At 66.9% G+C, this 19347-nt stretch carries 13 protein-coding genes and 1 pseudogene; 6 read left to right on the forward strand and 8 right to left on the reverse strand.

Annotated elements, in window-relative coordinates; all coding sequences use genetic code 11:
* Both ACIRRA_RS11910 and thrS read right to left on the reverse strand, forming a co-directional pair.
* Window positions 1-1548 (reverse strand): amidase, encoded by a 1548-nt coding sequence (locus ACIRRA_RS11910; protein ID WP_402766459.1) that lies wholly within the window; start codon window positions 1546-1548, stop codon window positions 1-3.
* Between the two features lie 2386 nt (window positions 1549-3934).
* On the reverse strand, window positions 3935-5188 hold the full coding sequence (thrS, locus tag ACIRRA_RS11915; RefSeq protein ID WP_402766461.1) for a threonine--tRNA ligase: 1254 nt from the start codon (window positions 5186-5188) through the stop codon (window positions 3935-3937).
* Between the two features lie 552 nt (window positions 5189-5740).
* On the opposite strand from thrS, the gene ACIRRA_RS11920 reads away from it, so the two are divergent.
* Window positions 5741-6436, forward strand: a complete 696-nt coding sequence (locus tag ACIRRA_RS11920) for a class I SAM-dependent DNA methyltransferase (protein ID WP_402766463.1) — start codon at window positions 5741-5743, stop codon at window positions 6434-6436.
* Window positions 6437-6636: 200 nt separating this feature from the next.
* Here ACIRRA_RS11920 and ACIRRA_RS11925 read toward each other — a convergent pair whose 3' ends face one another.
* The 6 genes and pseudogenes from ACIRRA_RS11925 to ACIRRA_RS11950 all read right to left on the reverse strand — a co-directional run bounded on the left by ACIRRA_RS11925 (window position 6637) and on the right by ACIRRA_RS11950 (window position 14296).
* Window positions 6637-7605 (reverse strand): phosphodiesterase, encoded by a 969-nt coding sequence (locus ACIRRA_RS11925; protein ID WP_402766464.1) that lies wholly within the window; start codon window positions 7603-7605, stop codon window positions 6637-6639.
* Between the two features lie 158 nt (window positions 7606-7763).
* Complete coding sequence (locus tag ACIRRA_RS11930) at window positions 7764-9161, reverse strand: MATE family efflux transporter (protein WP_402766466.1); 1398 nt, start codon at window positions 9159-9161, stop codon at window positions 7764-7766.
* Window positions 9162-9538: 377 nt separating this feature from the next.
* Window positions 9539-10573: pseudogene (locus tag ACIRRA_RS11935) on the reverse strand (cysteine synthase family protein); the annotation flags it as partial.
* Window positions 10574-10586: 13 nt separating this feature from the next.
* Window positions 10587-11996 (reverse strand): alanine racemase, encoded by a 1410-nt coding sequence (locus tag ACIRRA_RS11940; protein WP_402766468.1) that lies wholly within the window; start codon window positions 11994-11996, stop codon window positions 10587-10589.
* Window positions 11997-12233: 237 nt separating this feature from the next.
* The gene (locus ACIRRA_RS11945; protein ID WP_402766470.1) at window positions 12234-13223 is read right to left on the reverse strand and encodes an ornithine cyclodeaminase family protein; all 990 of its coding nucleotides are present in this window, start codon (window positions 13221-13223) and stop codon (window positions 12234-12236) included.
* Complete coding sequence (locus ACIRRA_RS11950; RefSeq protein WP_402766472.1) at window positions 13220-14296, reverse strand: TauD/TfdA family dioxygenase; 1077 nt, start codon at window positions 14294-14296, stop codon at window positions 13220-13222. The genes ACIRRA_RS11945 and ACIRRA_RS11950 overlap by 4 nt, the downstream gene beginning before the upstream one ends.
* Window positions 14297-14541: 245 nt before the next feature.
* On the opposite strand from ACIRRA_RS11950, the gene ACIRRA_RS11955 reads away from it, so the two are divergent.
* The 5 genes from ACIRRA_RS11955 (at window position 14542) to ACIRRA_RS11975 (ending at window position 19300) form a co-directional block, all read left to right on the forward strand.
* A complete protein-coding gene (locus ACIRRA_RS11955; RefSeq protein ID WP_402766474.1) occupies window positions 14542-15273 on the forward strand; it encodes a lytic transglycosylase domain-containing protein in 732 nt (243 codons plus the stop codon).
* A gap of 324 nt (window positions 15274-15597) precedes the next feature.
* Window positions 15598-16884, forward strand: a complete 1287-nt coding sequence (eno, locus tag ACIRRA_RS11960; RefSeq protein ID WP_402766476.1) for a phosphopyruvate hydratase — start codon at window positions 15598-15600, stop codon at window positions 16882-16884.
* Between the two features lie 69 nt (window positions 16885-16953).
* Window positions 16954-17646 carry a septum formation initiator family protein gene (locus ACIRRA_RS11965; protein WP_402766478.1) on the forward strand — a complete coding sequence of 231 codons (693 nt, stop codon included), beginning with the start codon at window positions 16954-16956 and terminating at the stop codon, window positions 17644-17646.
* Window positions 17643-18191, forward strand: a complete 549-nt coding sequence (locus ACIRRA_RS11970) for a DUF501 domain-containing protein (RefSeq protein WP_356995623.1) — start codon at window positions 17643-17645, stop codon at window positions 18189-18191. Before ACIRRA_RS11965 ends, ACIRRA_RS11970 begins: the two co-directional genes overlap by 4 nt.
* Window positions 18192-18295: 104 nt before the next feature.
* The gene (locus tag ACIRRA_RS11975) at window positions 18296-19300 is read left to right on the forward strand and encodes an exopolyphosphatase (RefSeq protein ID WP_402766480.1); all 1005 of its coding nucleotides are present in this window, start codon (window positions 18296-18298) and stop codon (window positions 19298-19300) included.
* The last annotated feature ends 47 nt before the right edge of the window (window positions 19301-19347 follow it).

Consider the following 19347-nt stretch of genomic DNA (forward strand, 5'->3'; position numbering starts at 1 on the left):
TTACTTCGGTGCCTGGAAGCCGCCGATCTTCTGCTCGAGTAGTTCGGCCAGCCGCAGCGGGGTGCGGTCCTCGAACATCGGACCGATGAGCTGCACTCCCACCGGCAGGCCCTCGGGGGACCGGCCCGCTGGGATGGCGGTGGCGGGCAGGCCGGGCATGGTGGCCATACCGGCCCAGACGAGCTGGTCGAAGTACGGGTACTGGACGCCGTCGATGTCGATGTGCCGGTCCTCCAGACCCCCGTTGTGGTCGTGCGGGAAGGCGGGAGTGGGCGTGATGGGGCACACCACGGCATCGAACTCGGCGAAGAGCTGCCGCCAGCCGTGGCGGTGGAGTTCGCGACGGTTGTTCGCCTCGACCCAGTCGCGGTGGCTGAGCACCATGCCGCGCAGCCGCGCCGCATCGAGACTCCGGTCGTCCGCGCTCAGGGCGCCGGCGCGGGTCCGCAGCTGTTCGTACACGTCGACGGAAAGACTTGCGGCGGCGTTCGACAGCATCAGCTGCATGTAGAGCATCGCCGCTTCGGTCGGATCGGGCAGCAGCGGACTGTGCCGTTCGACGCGGGCGCCCTCGTCGACGAGCGCCTCGGCGACCCGGTTCACGCCCGCCCGGACCGCCGATCCCGTCGGAATGAGCGGATGGTCCTCGATGATCAGGACACGGAAGTCGGCCAGCCGCTCGTGGCGCGCGGGCGGCAGTGCGACGTCGTAGGCGACGCCGTGGGTCAGCGGGTCGGGTCCGGCCATGACGTCGAGCAGGAGCGTGAGGTCGCGGGCGGTGCGCGCCATCGGGCCGACGACGGCGAGGTCGAGATCGATCGGCAAGGCCGGCGCGGGTGGTGCGACCATGCCGCGGGTCGGCGCCAGCCCGAGTGTCGGCTTATGCGCGTAGATCCCGCAGAAATGCGCGGGGGTGCGCAGCGAACCGGCGAGGTCGGAGCCGAGGGACAGCGCGCCGAATCCGGACGCCAGGGCCGCCGCCGAACCGCCGGACGACCCGCCCGACGTGCGGCCGTGATCCCACGGGTTGTTGGTGGTGCCGTAGATCTCGTTGAAGCTCTGGATATCTCGCAGCATCAACGGCACGTTGGTCTTACCGAGCAGCACCGCGCCGGCGGCCTTCAGCCGCGACACCTGTACCGCGTCCTCGTTCGGTACGTAGTTCGCGTGCTGCGGCATGCCCCAGGTCGTGGGCAGCCCGGCGATGTCGTAGGACTCCTTCACCGTCACCGGAATGCCGAGCAGCGGCCGGTCCTCGCCGCGGGCACGCGCCTGGTCGGCGCGGCGCGCGGCGGCCCGCGCATTATCGAAGTCAGGTACACAGATCGCGTTGATCGCCTTGTCGTCCCGCTCGATACGGGCGATCGCCTCGTCGGTCAGTTCCACCGAGGTCACTTCACCAGCACGCAACGCAGCCGCGAGCTCTTCCGCCGACTGAAAATTCCACTCCATGAGTCCGACGCTATTGGCCTGCCGCAGAGGACATAAAATGCCGCTTCGCGCAACGAGAAGGTCGAACAGGCCACCTTCACCGGCAATGTCACGCACTCGATCCGTTATCCGAGGTGGCCCGCCCCAGGTCAGAGTGTTGGCAGTGGGCTAGTGCCATTCGCGCAGGCCATGAAATGCCGTTTCGCACAACGGGATAGATATCTCAGTACTCGTCATGTCCCTCTCGGGCTGAAGGACTATTCGTCCGGCCGCCGGCCTGGCGACGCGTGGCGAGTTCGGTGTCGGCGCGGAGGTTCAGGAAATCCTCATCGGGACACCCTCGCGTACTTCGCGAGGCTGCGAACCGACGTGTATCCGGACAGCTTCATCAGCATCGGCATGTCCGGTCCTCGGCGATAGCGGACGTTCTGTACCGCACCAGGTTCCGGCCGCGGGCGCCCCGCATTGGCCGGTTCGGTCAGCCGTCGTCACCCCGCATTCGGTAGCCGTCCGAGCTCTGCCGCCATCAGATCGTGCTGCAACAGAATTCAAAGGTCTGAACATCGCACGATGGACCGCCCAGGTGCGTGATGCTGCCCAGGGACACGCCCGGCTTTCGACTCGGGCCGCCGCCGCACGGACCGGCCCCAGCAATGCGGCCGCCGGTCGATTCAGCTCATTGGGACACAGGACCTAATGCGGCGAAAGGCTGCTCAAGAGACCGCCGATTACCGGAACCGAACTCGCACTGCCGGTTCCGCCGCCGGACGGGGTGCAACTCGACCCATCGGGGGCGTTCTGGACGACGGTGATCGGCCCGGCCAAGTCGCTGTCGGTGTTGGCCTGCGGGGTCGACCAGACGGCGGACGCCACGAGGTTTCGTTGTCCAGCGGTGGTCGGTGTCCATTGCACTGTCACATCTTGGCCGGCTACATATGCCGCGGTGCCGATTCCGACAGCTGGGCTCCCGTCGTATGAGGACCTCTCGAGGAAGACGAAGTGGTCGAAGCCCGATGGATACTGGGTGGCCATGGTCGTGGCGTCAGCGGCGGGCACAGAGATCGTGTAGGTCGAGCCGACGCAGTACGCCGGTGACGCGGACACTGTCAACACCGCGGACGCCGTCGACGCAGTGACCACGCACGCAGCCCCGACTGCTGTCGCGGCAGCGATGCCGACACTCGTACGCACAAGGACCGACATGTTCATATGTTCTCTTCTCCGACTAGGTTTGCCCGATCCGAAAGGGCGCTGGCGTAGTTTGATTCGCGGAAATCGGCTGATGCCATAGAGCATGCGGGGCATCTCCGCTGGTACTCGGAATGGGAGGTCGGCGCTCACCGTAAGTGCTGCCCGGAGATTTCTGGTGTGGCCGTGACCGATGGTCGGCGCCGTTCTGCCTCAATCCGGCGTCACCGTGGGAGCGAGCTCTTCTTGGGTGTCACAGCACGAGCGGGCATGCTCGGGAATTCAACGGTGATCGGTGACGCTCCTGAAACTTTTGTCGCAACAGTGTGAATCGCCGACCCGGCGATTCACACTCACTCGGTCGGTCGTTCGCATCATCGTTTGTCTTACCATGTCCGATCCAATCGGTCCAACAAGGATCGAGCCATGGAGGCAACGAGGTGTTGTTTCGCTTGTTACGCGAGAAGAAAATCGGTCGAATGGGACTATCGCGATACATCTTCGAGTGGATATGCGCCCGCGGGCCCGCGGCCTCGATCCTGCGCGTATCCGTAACGGCGGATACTCAGAGCCCGAGTAAGGCGCGACATTCGGTAGTAGCGGATGTTCTGCACCGCACCAGGTTCCGTCCGCTGATGCCCGCGCTGGCCGGTTCGATCAGCGCGGCATGCGGCAATTGAGTGCGTTCGGGCCGTGACTGGAGGTCGACTCCTGGCGGCTGCGCGCCCCCGATCCGCGCGGGCACTTGCCGCCGGCCTGTGTCGGAATCAGCCCAAGACGGTTACCGCGGCGCCACACGAAACTTCCGAAACACGGTCACCAACTCGGCCAGCTGCCATAGCTAGTGACCGCGCACTCGATCAGCGCACCGACCCCATGCTCGAGCGTCTGTGGCTGCAGGCTCAAACGATCATTGGGGCTGCTGCAGCGCGCTTTGTGAAGTCGGCGTATCCGGTGGCTATCGCATTGTAGGCAGTTGCAGCCGTCGTGACGTGATCTTGGCCGCAGAACGACGCTACTCGAGCGGTCTGGTCCGTGGCAAAGCTAGCACCCAGCATGCACGGCATTCAGCAATAGCGGACGTTCTGCGCCGCACCGGGTTCCGGGCGCCAGCGCCCCCCGCGCTGGCGGGTTCCGGCGGCAGGAGTGCGTTGCCGAAAGATGTCCGTGAACCTGACCGTCCCGAGATGCAACGGCTGCGAACCGACACCGCTGGCCGAACTACTTGAACGGCGCGCAGTTGACGGCCCTCTTTGGGGCGCGGCACGCCGTCGAGATCGGGTGATGCCGGTTCACCGTTGGTCACCGGTAGGGATCAATCAGCCCACAGGCGAGTCTCGTGGGCCTGGATCAGTGCCTGGATCTGTGCGACGGCGTCACTGCAAGATCGGGTGGGAAGACGGCGTCCGTCTCGCAGCCGTACGGCCACGTTCCCGCTGGAGACTTCGGCCGGGCCGAGGATGAACTGGTATGGCACCAGGCGGGTTTCGCGTACGCGCGCCCCCAGGCTCCCTGCCTCGGCGTTCACTATCTGGGCGCGCAGTCCCGCGTTCAGGCAGTGGTCGCGGAGTTGGGCGGCGGCGGGTTCTTCGGCGTCGGATATCGGCAGCACCGCGACCTGAACCGGAGCCAGCCAGGCGGGGAAAGCCCCGCCGTGATGTTCGATGAGGTGGGCGACCGCTCGCTCGACGCTGCCGATGATGCTGCGGTGCACCATGACCGGCCTGTGTTTGGCGCCATCGGCGCCGGTGTAGTGCAGGTTGAACTGCTCGGGTTGGTAGAAATCGACCTGGACGGTGGACAGGGTCGATTCACGGCCGGCATGGTCGCTGACCTGGACATCGATCTTCGGGCCGTAGAACGCGGCTTCGCCCTCGACGGATTCGTAGGGCACGCCGGATCTGTCGAGAACCTCGCTCAGGATCTTGCTCGCCCGCCGCCACATCTCCGGTGCTGCCACGTATTTTCCGCTCGCACCGGGCAGCGACAGCCGGTAGCGAGCGTCGGTGATTCCCATGGCCTGGTATGCGGTGCCAATCAGCGCCAGCGCGGCGGCCGCCTCATCGGCGACCTGATCGAGGGTGCAGAAGATGTGTGCGTCGTTGAGCTGGATGCATCGCACTCGGGTCAAACCGCCGAGGACGCCGGACAACTCTGAGCGGTACATGGCGCCGAGTTCGGCCATGCGCAGGGGCAGCTCACGGTAGCTGTGTGAGCGGGACCGGTACATCACCGCGTGATGCGGGCACAGGCTGGGACGCAGGAGCACCTGTTCGCCGCCGATGTCCATCGGCGGGTACATGTCGTCGTTGTAATGTGCCCAGTGGCCGGAGATTTCGTAGAGTTCACGTTTACCGAGCACTGGCGAGTACACATGCTGGTAGCCAGCCGCGCATTCGGCGGTGCGGATGTATTCCTCGAGACTGTGGCGCACGATCGCGCCGTCGGGCAACCAGTACGGTAGTCCGGCCCCGATCAGGGGATCGGTGTCGAACAGGCCGAGTTCCCGGCCCAGTTTTCGGTGGTCGTACACGTGGGTCTCCTCTGTGTCGAGGGCGGATGACCACACGCGAAAGCCCCGGGCATCCGCCCGGGGCTCTGATCAGAACAGGGTTCAGTGCGCCGGGATGTCCTCCGGCGTCGTAGTGAACTGAACTCGCTGCACGTCCAGCAGGCTACACGCGAAACATTCCACAACACAACGGAAACCGTCCGATCGATCTGTCATGTCGCGGGAACCCGACGATGACAACAACGAACTCTCGAGGCCCTCCAGCGGATGAACGCTCATCGGCAGAAGCGGATGTTCTGCACCGCAACAGGTTCCGGCCGCGGACGCCTCGCGCTGGTCGGTTCGGTCAGCGCTATATGCGGCTACCGTGCACTGACGACGTTCGGTCAGCGGGCTCGGATGACCCCTGCCCGTTGATTTCCGAGGGTCCGTGCTCGCTGGTTCTGTCAGCGCGGTCAGGCATGAGCGGATGTAGTGTGCCGCCGCGGATCCTGCAGTGCCGATTGCGCATCCAGCGGTGTCCATGGAAAGGATCGACCGTGGTGCAGTCGATCTCGACTTTGCTGAACTGAGGGGTCGTGGGCTGGTGTGTAACCTGCCGTGGTGGGGATGGGACCGAATGCTGGTGGATGGCTGGAAGACACGCAGGCGTCGTACGACACCGTCGCTGCTAGTTATGCAGACCTGACGCGTCACCTTCTGGATGAAACACCCGAAGAGCGCGCTGTCCTGGCGTTGTTCGCCGATCTGGTGCGTGCCCAGGGCGGGGGACCAGTTGCGGATGTGGGATGCGGGACGGGGAGGATCACGGCTCACCTGTGTCGACTGGGCGTGGACGTGTTCGGAATCGACCTGTCGCCCGGAATGATCGAGGTGGCTCGGCGTGATCACCCCGGCCTCCGGTTCGATCTTGGCTCTATGACGAGCCTCGCTCTGGCGGACGCCTCGATGGCCGGCCTGGTCGGGTGGTACTCGCTGATCCACATCCCCGACAATGAGATCAGTCTGGTCTTCGCGCACTTCCAGCGAGTGCTTCGGCCCGGCGGGCCGCTGTTGCTCGGGTTCCACGTCGGAGACGAGTCGCAGTTGATGACCCAGGGCTATGGCGGGCACCCAATGAAGCTCTATGTCCATCGTCGCCAGCACAGCCAAATGTATGCGTGGCTCGAGGATGCCGGCTTCGTCGTCGAGGCATCCAGAACTCTCACCTCAGCCGAGAGCAAGCTCGGGGGGATCATTCTCGCGCGCCGCCCGGTTGCCGATCCCGAAGGGCGATCTCGCCGTTGTGGGCCACGGATGCCATGAGCGTCGAGGCCGCTCGCACATCCTGCCTCGACCAAGCCACTCGACAGGAGTGGTAGAGGGGTCCTGCGATCGAAGAAACGCGCACGGACGGGCAGCAAGATCAACCGGCCTGAACGCGCACTACCACTCGCGGTCGGGAACCAGGGCGGTGGCGAATTGGATGCAGTCCGAAGGGGTTTCGGCTCCCGCAGGGTTCTCGGTCAGAGGACTGTCTCGCCGTCGGATTCGGGGGCCTCGGTCCGGCGGCGGAGGACGTGTGGGATGCGGGCCGCAGGGGGGATGATGATGCCGGCGCCGGCGAGTTTGGCGGCGGCCTGGGTGGGGTCGGCCGGGTTGCCGACGGTGGGGCCGTGGCCGATGGGGACTACCGAGTGGACGATGGTGTCGGGGTAGATGTGGACGTAGTTGAAGGCCTGGGCGCCGTCGCGGCCGCGTTGGCCGCCCTCGGCGGCGGCCATGTCCTGGCTGTAGCAGGTGGCCGAGGCGACCGAGACCGGGATGCCGGCGAAGGTGGCGGTGCTCGAAAGATGCAGGTGCCCAGCCAGGATGGCGCGGACGTCGGTGCCGTCGAGGACATCGGCGAGGCGGCGCTGGTCGCGTAGCTCGACCAGGACGGCCAGGTCCTGGACACAGGGGATGGGCGGGTGGTGCATGGCCAGTACGGTGCCGAAGGGGGCGGGCTCGGCGAGAACCTCACGCAGCCAGGCCAACTGGTCATCGGTGATCTCGCCCCAGTGGTGGCCGGGGACGGTGGTGTCGAGGGCGATGACGCGCAACCCGTCGAACATGTGCACGGCGTCGAACGGTGCGCCGGAAGCCGCGTCGTTCAAAGGCACCGCGTCGAGGAGTTCCTCGCGCAGCGCCGCCCGGTCATCGTGGTTGCCGGCCACCCACACCACGGGTGCGCCGATCCGTTCGGCCCACGGCTCCACCAGATCCCGCAGCTTGCGGTATGCGCCCGGCTCGCCCTGGTCGGTGAGGTCGCCGGTGAAGACGATGGCGGTCGGGGCGATGCGGCTCGCCTCGGCCTGCCCGAGCAGCGTGGTCAGCCGCGCCTCGGCGTCGACCGCACCGTAGAGCTCGGCGTCGGCGGCGATCAGATGGGTGTCGCTGAAATGGAACAGGACATGATCTGCCCTCGGATACTCGGCGACTCGCGAGATGTGCACGGACATCCTCCCCGGCGTTGGTGGTGTGCGCCCTAGGCTTGCCGACCCTGTCGACTGCGCTTGCCGAATTCGTCGCCAGAATAGCGAAGCCCGTTTCTTTCAGGTTGCCCGCGCCCAGTGACGACATGCTTGCGGGAAGGTGAGATTTGGGTGTCGGGCTAATGCCCGAGGCTACCGGCCAGCACCCGCGGATTCGCCTGCTCCTGCGCATGTAGCAGGGCGAAGAAGCGGCGCAGCATCAGGGCAGCGGTGGTGGCCAGACCGGCGGCCAGACCCCACCAGACGCCCGCCGCGCCCAGGTGTGCTGGGAACGCGAGCAGCAGCGCCGTGGGCAATCCCACACCCCAGTACCCGACAAGCGAGAGCCGGAACCCGGCCCTGGTGTCCTTGAGTCCGCGGAGCAGCCCGACCCCGATGTTCTGAGCAGCGTCGGAGAACTGCAGGACGATGGCGATCAGCAACAGCGTGTGCGCCAGTGTCACCGTGGCCGAATCACTGTCGGCCAGGAACGGCCGCAGCACCCAGTCCGGCGCCAGCACATACGCGACCCCTGTGACCCCGGCGACCACGGCCACGCACCGCAGCGCCAGCCACGCCACCGACCGCGCGTGCGTGAACTCGTCCCGCGCCACCGCCTTGCTCACCAGGATCGACGCCCCGTGTGAGAGCCCGATCGCCACCTGGAACACCATGTACACGATCTGATAGACGATATTGTGCGCCGCCAGCGCCGCCGCCCCCAGACTCCCCATCACCAGCGCCAGCACCGAGAACATGCCCGCCTCCGACCCGTAGGTCAGTGCGATCGGCGTCCCCAGCCGCAACTCCTCCCACACCGTCGCCGCATGCACCGGCCACATCCGAACCGGCAGTGTCGCACCGAGTTTCGGATCCCGACGCACCATCGCCCAGAACACCCCGAAGGTGATCAGGAAAACCAGCGAGGTGGCCACGCCGACCCCGGTCAGCCCCAGTTCGGGCAGTCCGGCCCAGCCGTGTATGAACGCCAGTGCCAACCCCAGATTCAGCACCACCGACCCCAGTGTCACCAGCAGCAGTGCCTGCGGCCGCTGCATCCCGACGGTGTACTGCCGCAACACCTGAAACCACAGGCACGGCACCAGTCCCGGCGCCAGCGCGACCATCATCGGCCGCGCCTGCGCGAGCACCTGCGCATCCTGCCCCAGCCATCGCAGCGCCCATCCGAGCCCGATGAGCAGTGCGCCGCCGAGCAATCCGGCGACCGTCGCGATCAGGAAGCTCGACCGCACCACCTCCCGAACTTCCCCTTCGGCTCCTCGCCCGTGCTTCTCGGCCCGGCTCACCACCGTCGCCACCTGATTACCCGTCCCGGTAATCAACCCCACACACATGGTCCGAATCTGGTTGAACAACACCAGCGCCAACCCACCCGCGGCCACCTCCCGCACCCCGAGCGTCCCCATCAACGCAATATTCGTGGTGGACACCGCAACCTGAGCCAGCTGGGTCAAAGCGATGGGCGTGGCAAGCGAAGTCAGCGCCCTCCCATCGGATTGCCGAAGCGCCCCGATCATTTCGTGGCAGCTCCGTCCGCGTCGGCGCTCGCGTCCGCGAGCGCGGAGACGGGCAGCGGGATGGTGTGCGTGGTGGGCCGCTCCTGCCCTACTCCTCGCATACTCGCGAGCGCCTCCGAGATCATGGCGGCCTGATCGATCAGGCGATTCCTGTGCTTTTCGAGCGCCTGGACGAGGCCGCTCTCGCCGGTGGTGGCGAGCAGATCTCCGATCTCGTGCGCCGGCATGCCGGCCCGGTGCAGCACACGAGCCCACTTGGCCTGCGGCACTTTCATGTCGACGTAGTCGTCGAGGTGCGTCCCGGTCAGTCCCTTCTCGACGGCGAAGTTGTCCGGGAACGCCCGATGGATGTGACGCCGCAGGGTGAGTTCGCCGGGATCCGGGCGGCGCGGTGGTGCGTAGGCCCGCAGCAGTTCCACGATCTTGGTCTCGCGCTCCACATCGATCAGGTCGCGGTCGCTCATCCACCCGTCGTCGAACACGGTGTCGAGATACTTCTCCCCGTCGTCGTTGATGATGACGACGACGGTGGAGAAGTCCGGGTACTCCTCGAGCCGGGTCAGGGCCGCGTGCACCGAACTGCCGGAGGAACCGCCGATCAGCAGCCCGGCCTCCGCGGCCAGGGCCCGGGCGGTGGCGAACGCGTCGACGTCGGAGACCTTGACCCGATCTCGCTCATCGATCAGATGCAGATCCTGCTCCACGTGAATTCCGGGTGCGGCTCCCAGTGGCGTCCCGGTCCCGGACTGCCAATAGTCGTGCGCCGGACCGCCGAAGGCGATGGAGCCCTCGGGCTCGACTCCGACCAGCCTGGGCTCACAGCCACGGTCACGGAGACCACGGGCGGTACCGAATAGCGAGCCGCCGGTACCGACCGCGCCGACGACGACATCGATCTTCTCAAGGACCTCCAGCAGTTCTTCGGCCAGCGCGTAGTACCCGACGCCATTGGCAGGGTTCTCGTGCTGTGCGGGAAAGAAGGCGCCGGGTCCTTCCTCCTGCGCCATCTGCGCCGCGCGTTCCTCCCGAGCCGAGGTCGAGAGGCCCTCGTCGTCACCATCGGAGACGAACTCGAGTTCGGTTCCCATCGCGCGCATGGCATTCAACTTCGCTGAGCACGCGTGGTGGTCGACCACCGCGGTGAACCGATACCCGCGTTCCCGCGCCACTACGGCCAACCCCAAACCCGTATTCCCGGAAGTCGATTCGATGATATGGCCGCCCGGAAGCAGCTGTCCGCGCTGTTCCGCGTCCAGCACCATGGCCCGGGCCATCCGAATTTTGGCGGTGCCTGTCGGGTTCATGGTTTCGAGCTTCAGCAACAGACGCGTCCTGGTCGTGGGACTGACAGCGAGCTCGAATAGCGGTGTCTGCCCGATCAGCTCAGACACGTGCCTGGCGATAACCGGCATAGCGGGCCTCTCCTTAGGAAGGGTGCAGCGCAGGGTGAGTGCTGGAGCAGTGCTGACAGATTTCGGGCTCGTGCGGATCTTTCTCGCGCGCCCATGTGAATTGTCGCCCATCTTTTTTGTCGCGCAAGACGATCTTCGGTGGAATCGGCAATCCGTGGAATCGTGATTCGTTGCTGTCCATCTGGTATCCGGCGGTATTGGGGTATACGAGAAGATCATCAACCTCGGCAGCGCGGGGCAGGGGAATCCGACGCCAACTGAGCATGTCGGACTCCAGGCACGAGGCGCCGCCGACGCATGTCGGGGTCTCGGCTCCGGCACGTTCCGGCCAGAGGACCGGGTCGGGCAGGTATTCACTGTCGAACCATTGTTCGGAAAGACTGAAACTGGTGCCGTCGACGGTCAGAATGTCGTACGGGAGTCCGTGTGCAACCCGGGTCTTTCGGCCCTGGACGCGAAAGACGGTGCTGCCCGCTCGATCCAGCAGGGCGCGGCCCGGTTCGATCGCGAGGCGAATATGCTTTTCGCGCAGGATATTTCCCAGATTGCTGTGCGAGAGGATGTTCTTCAGCATCTCCGGCCCGGGTGCGGGGCAGTGGTAGGGATAGGACTCCCCGCGCGGGATTCGTCCGCCTTGAAACCAATGGGCATTCACGCTGCGCGAGAAGGCATTCCATGCTGCGGCGCCTACATAGTTCACACTGAAGCCTCCGCCGATGGAGATGGTGTCGGCAGGGTGCCCCGCCTCGCGGGCGTCGAGACAGCGCTCGACCAGCGCTCGTGCGAGTTCGGCCCGCGGCGCGGCCTCGTATCCACCGAGGTGGAAGCTGAAGCCCTCCAAGCGAACCAGCATGGCTTCCGCTCGGGGCAGCGCCGCATCGAGCTCCTCGGCGGTCATGCCGAAGCGGCTGCAGGAGTTCGGCGGGAGGACGCGCATGACGATTCGCGCGGGTGCATTGCTGTCGGCCCGGCGGGAAAGCTCGCTCAGCCGAGCGAGTTCGCCGAGGCTGTCGACGGCGATCAGGGCGCCGGCTTTCGCGGCCCTGGTGAGCAGTTCATCCGACTTGTGCGGACCGGTGACCATCAGATCCGGGCCTCGAATTCCGCCGGCCTCCGCGGTGGTCAGCTCATCGACGCTGGCCACGTCGATGCCCACCCCGGCCTCGGCGCACGCCGCCACGACGCAGGCGGACTTGTTGGCCTTCTTCCCGTAATAGATTCGTCCTTTGACCTCGCTGTTGGCGAATACCTTCTGAAATGCGCGAATGTTCTCGACGACCTGATCCGGGTATATGACGTGGAATGGACCCTTGATCTTGTCGGCGATGTGCCGCAGCAGTCCTTCGTCGGCCAGTAGCCGTTCTTCCCATTCGATGCGGTCGGTCCGCATCGGCATGGCGGTGATGGCGTCGGTTTCCCGCACTGGTGCGGCTTGAGCTGTGGGGGACAGCGTCTTCCCTTTCGGTTGCTGCGGGTGGCACCGGCCATACCTCGCAGCGGACCCCCAGCCCCGGTCTCCGGCCAGGGCGGCGATAGCCAACCCGTATGAATGTTGCGTGAGACGTTATCTCAAGTTCGTGCCACGCATATGAGCAAAGACAACGTCTGTAACGTGAAATTTCGCAGCGAATACGAACATTTCAGAAATCTGCCGCGACGGTCAGTCCCACAGCGCGACCTCCGTGCCGCGTCCCTCCGTAATGGCACGATTGGCCAGGGCATGTGCGACCGCGATATCGGTGAGTACCAGGCCGCTGTTGTACACGAAGATCTTCTCGTCGTCGGTGAGCCGACCCGCCGCGCGACGGTCGAGGATTTGGGGTAGCTCGGCGTCGACCCTGCGCAGTCGGCCGTCCGGGCCTGCCATATCCGTACCGGTCAAAGCCATTTGTTCTGCGCTGGTGGCGATTACGCGATCGGCCTCGACGAGGGTGGAGGGTGCCAGGCCGTAGCCGACCAGTACCGCGGTCGCCCCGGGCGCCAGGTCCTTGGCCTCTATCGCCACCTGGGTGCCGGGTCCGGCGGTCGCGAGAATGATGTCCGCTTCGCGCGCCGCCGCGTACGGGTCGCTCACGATGTCGAGTTCGGCGTGCGGATGATGGTGCAGCAGTTGCCGATACACCGCTTCCAATCCTTCGGGGTGGGTTCCGTAGAGCATGAGTCGGTTCAGCTGTGGATTCGCGGCTAGTAGGTGGGGTAGCGCATTGCGGCCCTGGGTGCCGGTGCCGATCAGCAGGACGCTGCGTGCTCCCGGCCGGGCGCATTCGCGCACCAGCAGTGCCGAGACCGCGGGCGTGCGCAGGGCGCCGACGCGGGCGCAGTCCATCAGCGCGATCGGGCTTCCGGTGGCGTCGTCGTAGAGCGAGATCGTCGTGAAATACCGCTTGTTCGACCTGTCGTGGTGCGGGTCGAATTTGTAGCTGGTCTTCATGGCCACCACCCGGCGCCGCCCGTCCCGCCCCAGCATGGCGTAGGCCACCGACCACCCGTCGGGATGGGCGACGCTGAGTTTGCGGGGGTTGTCCGAATCTCCGCCCGCCAGTGCGAGATACGCGTCTTCGACGGCCCGCACCACCTCGGCCGGGGAGATCGGGACGTCGGCCAGGTCGCTGCGGCTGAGTACGCGGAGCGGGGTGGGGCGGCAGTTCACGTGTTCTGTCCTCGGGTCGTGCGGAACGGTGCCACCACGCGCTGACCGTAGCCGTCCTCCCCGGCCTCGGCATCGCGGCGGCGTTGGGGCAGGCGAATATTGACCCGCTTGAGCCAGCGGTCGGTGCCGTCGTAGCGGGGGGTGAACGGCACCCGCCCGTGCACCACCACGTCATTGTCCACCAGGAGCAGTTCTCCGGGCGCCAAAGCCGCGGCGACGCACACTCTTTCGAGTTCGCTGGTCAAATGCCGGTAGGCGCTGCGGAATTCGTCGTCGGCACGGTCGAGGGGGGTGTACGCCGGGTCGAAACGCAGTGTGGTCCCGCCCGCATCGTCGCCGAGGGTGGCGATCGGCGGTGCCGGGGTGTCCCCGAAGGCGCTGCCGTAGGAGACGTCCGGCAGGATCGGCAGTCGCGCCGTGCTCAGGATCTTTCGCTGCGCCGCATCGAGTTCCGCGTTCCGGATCGAGGACACGGTGGTCGCGATCCGATCGGGATTGCGCAGGCAGCCGAGCATGAGCAGGTTGGCCCGGTCCGGGTGGAAGGCGTCCTCGGTGTGCGGGCTGAGCAGCGCGGTGCTGCTGGCGCCCGACTGTTCGTGTTCGTGGCCGGGCGTGGGCACGATGTTGTTCACCAGCCGTCCCGCCTGCTGGCCCTCCCAGCCGAAGGGTTCACCGGCGCACCGTGCCAGCAGCAGCATGACGACATCGAGCTGGAAGGAGCCGGACCGTGGTGACCGGGTTCCGGCCAGTTCGGTCGCCTTCTGCCAGTTGTACGGCGTCGGCCCGAGTTCCTCGTCGTCGACCGGAAGCCGGCCGATGACCGCCACGCCCGCCGCCGTGGCGGGCGGCCGCATGGCCTCGTGCACCGCGTCGGGCAGCCGTCCGTATTTGGCGTCGATGTGGCGCAGCAGAACCGGGTGCGAGAGGGTGGTCGCGATCTCCGGACAGCGCCCGACTGTGACGGCGATCTCAGCGGCGAGGTGGCGCACTGCCCGGGCTGCGGATTCGGGCAGGTCGCGTCGTTCGAGTTGAGCGGGATGGAGCTGACTACGTTCGGAGAGAACGCTTTTCACCAACGGGAGGGCCTTCCTGGCTGGGCGGTGGCATGGTGATCTTGGCTCGGCGAAAGACGGTATTACCCCCGCGAAATTTTGGCAAGCCTTACCTAAGGGCGTGTCGTGGAAATAGCGGATGGGTATGGGATTCCCGCGCGGAGCCCGGTCGAACACGATCGTTACCGCCCACCCGGGGCGAACCGTGTTCACGGTGTTCGCCTCCACGCCGATCCATCTGGATGATGAATGGGGTGCGTATCCGAATGGCCGGCCTCCGGGCCCCGCTGACCCGCGCCGGCCTGCTGGGCACGGCCACCGCGCTGCTATTGCTGACCGGTTGCGGGACAAGCAATCTCACGCCCGTCCCGGACGACATGCCGCCGGGCGCGGGCGCACCACTGCCGCCGATCGACCTGGATGCGCCGGGGCGCACCGCGATTCAGCTGCAGGACTGGGCGGAGGAACAGCACGGGTCGACCGGCATTCCGGTGCTGGCCCTGGAGGCTTACGGATACGCGGCGGCAGTGATGGCGCGGTCCAAGCCGGAGTGCGGGATCGGCTGGACCACGCTGGCGGGCATCGCGAGCGTGGAGAGCCAGCACGGCACGCACGGCGGATCGCACATCGCCGATGACGGGACGGTGTCGCCGCCGATTCGCGGGCTGCCACTGGATGGTTCGCCCGGGCGCGCGCGGATTCTGGACGCGAGCTCCACCGAGGCGAATCCGGTGTATGTCCGGGCGATGGGCCCGTTCCAGTTCATTCCGGAGACCTGGCAGCGCTGGGGTGTGGACGCCAACGGCGACGGGAAGATCGATCCGGACAATATCGACGATGCGGCATTGACCGCCGCGCGCTACCTCTGCGCCATGGGTGGCGACCTCACCGGCGCACCCGGCTGGCAGCAGGCGCTGCTCACCTACAACCAGTCCACCAGTTATATGAACACCGTCCGCTACCGCGCCGCCGCCTACAGCGTGGGCCGCCGTGTTTGATTTGCCCTCCGCTCCGCTCCGGGCGGGTTCGCGGCGCTGAAAGTCTCGATTCTTCGCTCCCTCCCTCCGCTCCTCCGCTTCGCTCCGTCGCTCCAAGGCGGAGGTCTATCGAGCCGCAGTCCAGAACGAGCGCTCCGCCTCTCCGCGCTTGCGCCGCGAACCTGTGAGTCGATGTCTCCGCGTACGGCATTGATTGGTCATTGTGTATATCTGGCGGGCGCGCCGACGGGGGGATGTGTCAGCGCGATCGTGGCAGGTTAGGCTCGTCAGCGCACGGGTTCGCCGTGCGACCTGCCGACTCAGCAGCCGAAGGAGTGTCGTTTCGTGGCCATCATCGAACAGGTCGGAGCTCGCGAGATCCTGGATTCGCGTGGCAACCCCACTGTCGAGGTCGAGATCGCTCTCGACGACGGCACCCTCACCCGCGCGGCCGTGCCCTCCGGCGCGTCCACCGGTGAGCACGAGGCCGTCGAGCTGCGTGACGGTGGCGACCGCTACCAGGGCAAGGGCGTGCAGAAGGCCGTCGAGGGCGTCCTCGACGAGATCGCCCCGGCCGTGATCGGTCTCGACGCCGTCGAGCAGCGCACCGTCGACCAGACCCTGCTGGATCTGGACGGCACCCCGGACAAGTCGCGTCTGGGCGCCAACGCCCTGCTGGGTGTCTCGCTCGCGGTGGCCCGTGCGGCCGCCGAGTCCTCGGGCCTGGAGCTGTTCCGCTACGTCGGCGGCCCGAACGCCCACGTCCTGCCGGTGCCGATGATGAACATCCTCAACGGTGGCGCGCACGCCGACTCCGGCGTCGACGTCCAGGAGTTCATGATCGCCCCGATCGGCGCGGCCACCTTCAAGGAGTCGCTGCGCTGGGGCGCGGAGGTCTACCACACGCTGAAGTCGGTGCTCAAGGCGCAGGGCCTGTCCACCGGTCTGGGCGACGAGGGCGGTTTCGCGCCGTCGGTCGCGAATACCCGTGCCGCCCTGGACCTGATCGCCTCGGCGATCGAGAAGGCCGGTTTCAAGCTGGGCAGCGAGATCGCGCTCGCGCTCGACGTGGCCGCCACCGAGTTCTACACCACCGGTGAAGGTTACAAGTTCGAAGGCAAGCTGCACACCGCCGCCGAGATGGCCCAGTTCTACGCCGGCCTGCTCGGCAACTATCCGATCGTCTCGATCGAGGACCCGCTGTCCGAGGACGACTGGGACGGCTGGGTCTCCCTGACCGACCAGATCGGCGACAAGGTGCAGCTCGTCGGCGACGACCTGTTCGTCACCAACCCGGACCGCCTGGAGGAGGGCATCGCCAAGGGCGCGGCCAACGCACTCCTGGTGAAGGTCAACCAGATCGGCACCCTGACCGAGACCCTGGACGCGGTCGAGCTGGCCCACCGCAACGGCTACAAGACCATGATGAGCCACCGGTCCGGCGAGACCGAGGACACCACCATCGCCGACCTGGCGGTGGCTGTCGGCTCCGGCCAGATCAAGACCGGCGCCCCGGCCCGCTCCGAGCGCGTCGCCAAGTACAACCAGCTGCTGCGTATCGAGGACGCCCTGGGCGACTCGGCGCGCTACGCCGGTGACGCCGCCTTCCCGCGATTCGCGTTCGAAGGCTGAATAATCGGTAGCTCGAGCCCCGACCCGGCCTCCGAGAGTTGGGACTACTACTGAATTTCGAGGTGTGAGATGACGGAGCGACGGGCGCGCGGAACTAGTCCGGCAGGACGAAGTGACCGGCGCCCGTCGCGCTCCGCTCGCGCCAAGAGCGCCTCGGGCGGGAAGCGGAACGAATCCGCCACCGTCCCGAAATCCGGTGCCGCCGCGAAATCTTCGAGCTCGAGCAGCAGCCGCACGGCTGCCGGGAAGCCGGCTCCCAAGCGTCGCACCGCCCCCAGGGCGGCCGCGAAATCCGAACGGCACGAACGCAAGATCCTCGGCCTGTCCACCGGTCGCGCGGTGCTGCTGGCCGCCGTGCTGGCGGGGCTCGCGCTCACCCTGGCGGTGCCGCTGCGCACCTACTTCACGCAGCGCTCGGACGCCTCCGAGCTGGCAGCTCAGCATCGCCAGCTGGAGGAGGATGTCGTGAACCTGCGCGATCGCCGTGCGCAGCAACAGGATCCGAACTACATCAAGGCCGAGGCCCGGGACCGCCTGCGTCTGGTGATGCCGGGGGACACGCCCTACATCGTGCAGATCCCCGAGATCGAGCAACCGGCCATCCCGACCCAGCCCGCCAAACCCCGGGAGCCCGACCCCTGGTACACGCAGCTGTGGCACAGCGTTTCCTCGCCGCAGCCCGTCGCCGCCCCCGCTCCCACCCCGCCACCCGCACCGGCGCCCCCGCCGCCCGCCCCCACCGAGGAAGGACAACCCAGGTGACCGCAGCCGAGAACGTCCCCGGCGAGCGCGATCTCGCGATCGTCGCCGAGCAACTGGGCCGGGCTCCGCGCGGCGTGCTCGCCATCGCCTACCGCACTCCGGACGGCCTGCCCGCGGTGGTCAAGACCGCGCCCAAGCTCCCGGACGGGACCCCCTTCCCGACCCTGTACTACCTGACGGATCCGCGCCTGACCGCCGAGGCGAGCCGTCTGGAGACCACCGGCCTGATGCGCGACATGTCCGAACGCCTCACCCGCGACCCGGAACTCGCCGCCGCATACCGCGCCGCGTACGACAGCTACCTGTCCGAGCGCAATGCCATCGAGGACCTCGGCACCGACTTCGCCGGCGGCGGCATGCCCGACCGGGTCAAGTGCCTGCACGTCCTCATCGCCCACTCTCTGGCCAAGGGCCCGGGCCTCAACCCCCTCGGCGACGAGGCCGTCGCCCTGGCCGCCGACCACGGCCTGCGCGGCACCGCCATTCCGGCGGACTGGCCGAAATACGAGGAGTACCGCACCGATTCGGAGCCTGCCGGCGAGTGAGCCGGCCGCGCCCGGATTGACGACCGCCCTCCATCGGTCGTGCAGCGCCGAGGTGGTCTGGTCGGCGAGATGTGTTCAGAACCAGTCGAATTCAGAGGTCAGGGATGAGCAAGGCAGAGTTCGCGCGGAGTGCGGCCCCCGGTGCGGAAGCGCACGAGCGGATCGCGGGCATCGACTGTGGAACCAACTCGATCCGACTCCTGATCGCCGATGTCACACGCGACGCCGACGGTAAGCCGCATCTGACCGATGTGCATCGGGAGATGCGGATCGTGCGACTGGGCCAGGGCGTGGATGCCACGGGTTCGCTGAACCCCGAAGCGATCGAACGCACCCGGGTGGCGCTGCGCGACTATGTCGACCTCATGCTGAAGCACGGTGTGACACGGGTGCGGATGGTGGCCACCTCTGCCATGCGCGATGCCGCCAACCGCGAGGACTTCTTCACCATGACCGGCGTCGAGCTGGGCCGGGTGGTGCCGGGGGCGCAGGCCGAGGTCATCAGCGGCGACGAGGAGGCGCGGCTGTCCTTCGCCGGGGCTGTCGGTGAACTGTCCAGTGCCGCAGGGCCTTTCGTAGTGGTGGATCTGGGCGGCGGGTCGACCGAGGTGGTGCTGGGCGATGCGGCCGGTGTGCACGCGGCGTACTCGGCCGATATCGGCTGCGTGCGCATCACCGAGCGCTGCCTGCATGGCAATCCACCCACCCGCGAGGAGGTCGCCTCGGCGCGCTTCTTCGCCTCGGAGCGGCTGGCACAGGCGTTCGGCGTGGTGCCGGTGGAGCGGGCGCACACCTGGGTGGGTGTGGCCGGGACCATGACCACGATCGCCGCGGTGTCGCTGGATCTGCCCGAATACGATTCGGACCGTGTGCATCTCACCCGCCTGCCGCTGGCCGACCTGCGCAAGGTGTGCGATCGGCTGATCGGCATGAACCACGACGAGCGGGCCGCGCTCGGGCCCATGCATCCGGGCCGGGTGGATGTGATCGGCGGCGGCGCGGTAATAGCCGAAGTGCTTGCCGATGAGCTGGCACGGCGTGCTGGGATTCGCGAGCTGATTGTCAGCGAACACGACATCCTGGACGGCATCGCACTGTCAATCGCCTGATCGGACCGCCTATCGAGCGTCTGTGGGACATTTGTCCCTCGGCCAGC

The sequence above is a fragment of the Nocardia sp. NPDC101769 genome (genome assembly GCF_044766925.1).
Classification (GTDB): Bacteria; Actinomycetota; Actinomycetes; order Mycobacteriales; family Mycobacteriaceae; genus Nocardia.

Excerpts from the sequence above, each read along its gene's own strand:
- ACIRRA_RS11930 (WP_402766466.1), bottom strand. The coding sequence starts at position 9,161 with ATGATCGGGGCGCTTCGGCAATCCGATGGGAGGGCGCTGACTTCGCTT.
- ACIRRA_RS11965 (WP_402766478.1), top strand. The coding sequence starts at position 16,954 with ATGACGGAGCGACGGGCGCGCGGAACTAGTCCGGCAGGACGAAGTGAC.
- ACIRRA_RS11975 (WP_402766480.1), top strand. The coding sequence starts at position 18,296 with ATGAGCAAGGCAGAGTTCGCGCGGAGTGCGGCCCCCGGTGCGGAAGCG.
- ACIRRA_RS11955 (WP_402766474.1), top strand. The coding sequence starts at position 14,542 with ATGGCCGGCCTCCGGGCCCCGCTGACCCGCGCCGGCCTGCTGGGCACG.
- ACIRRA_RS11920 (WP_402766463.1), top strand. The coding sequence starts at position 5,741 with ATGGGACCGAATGCTGGTGGATGGCTGGAAGACACGCAGGCGTCGTAC.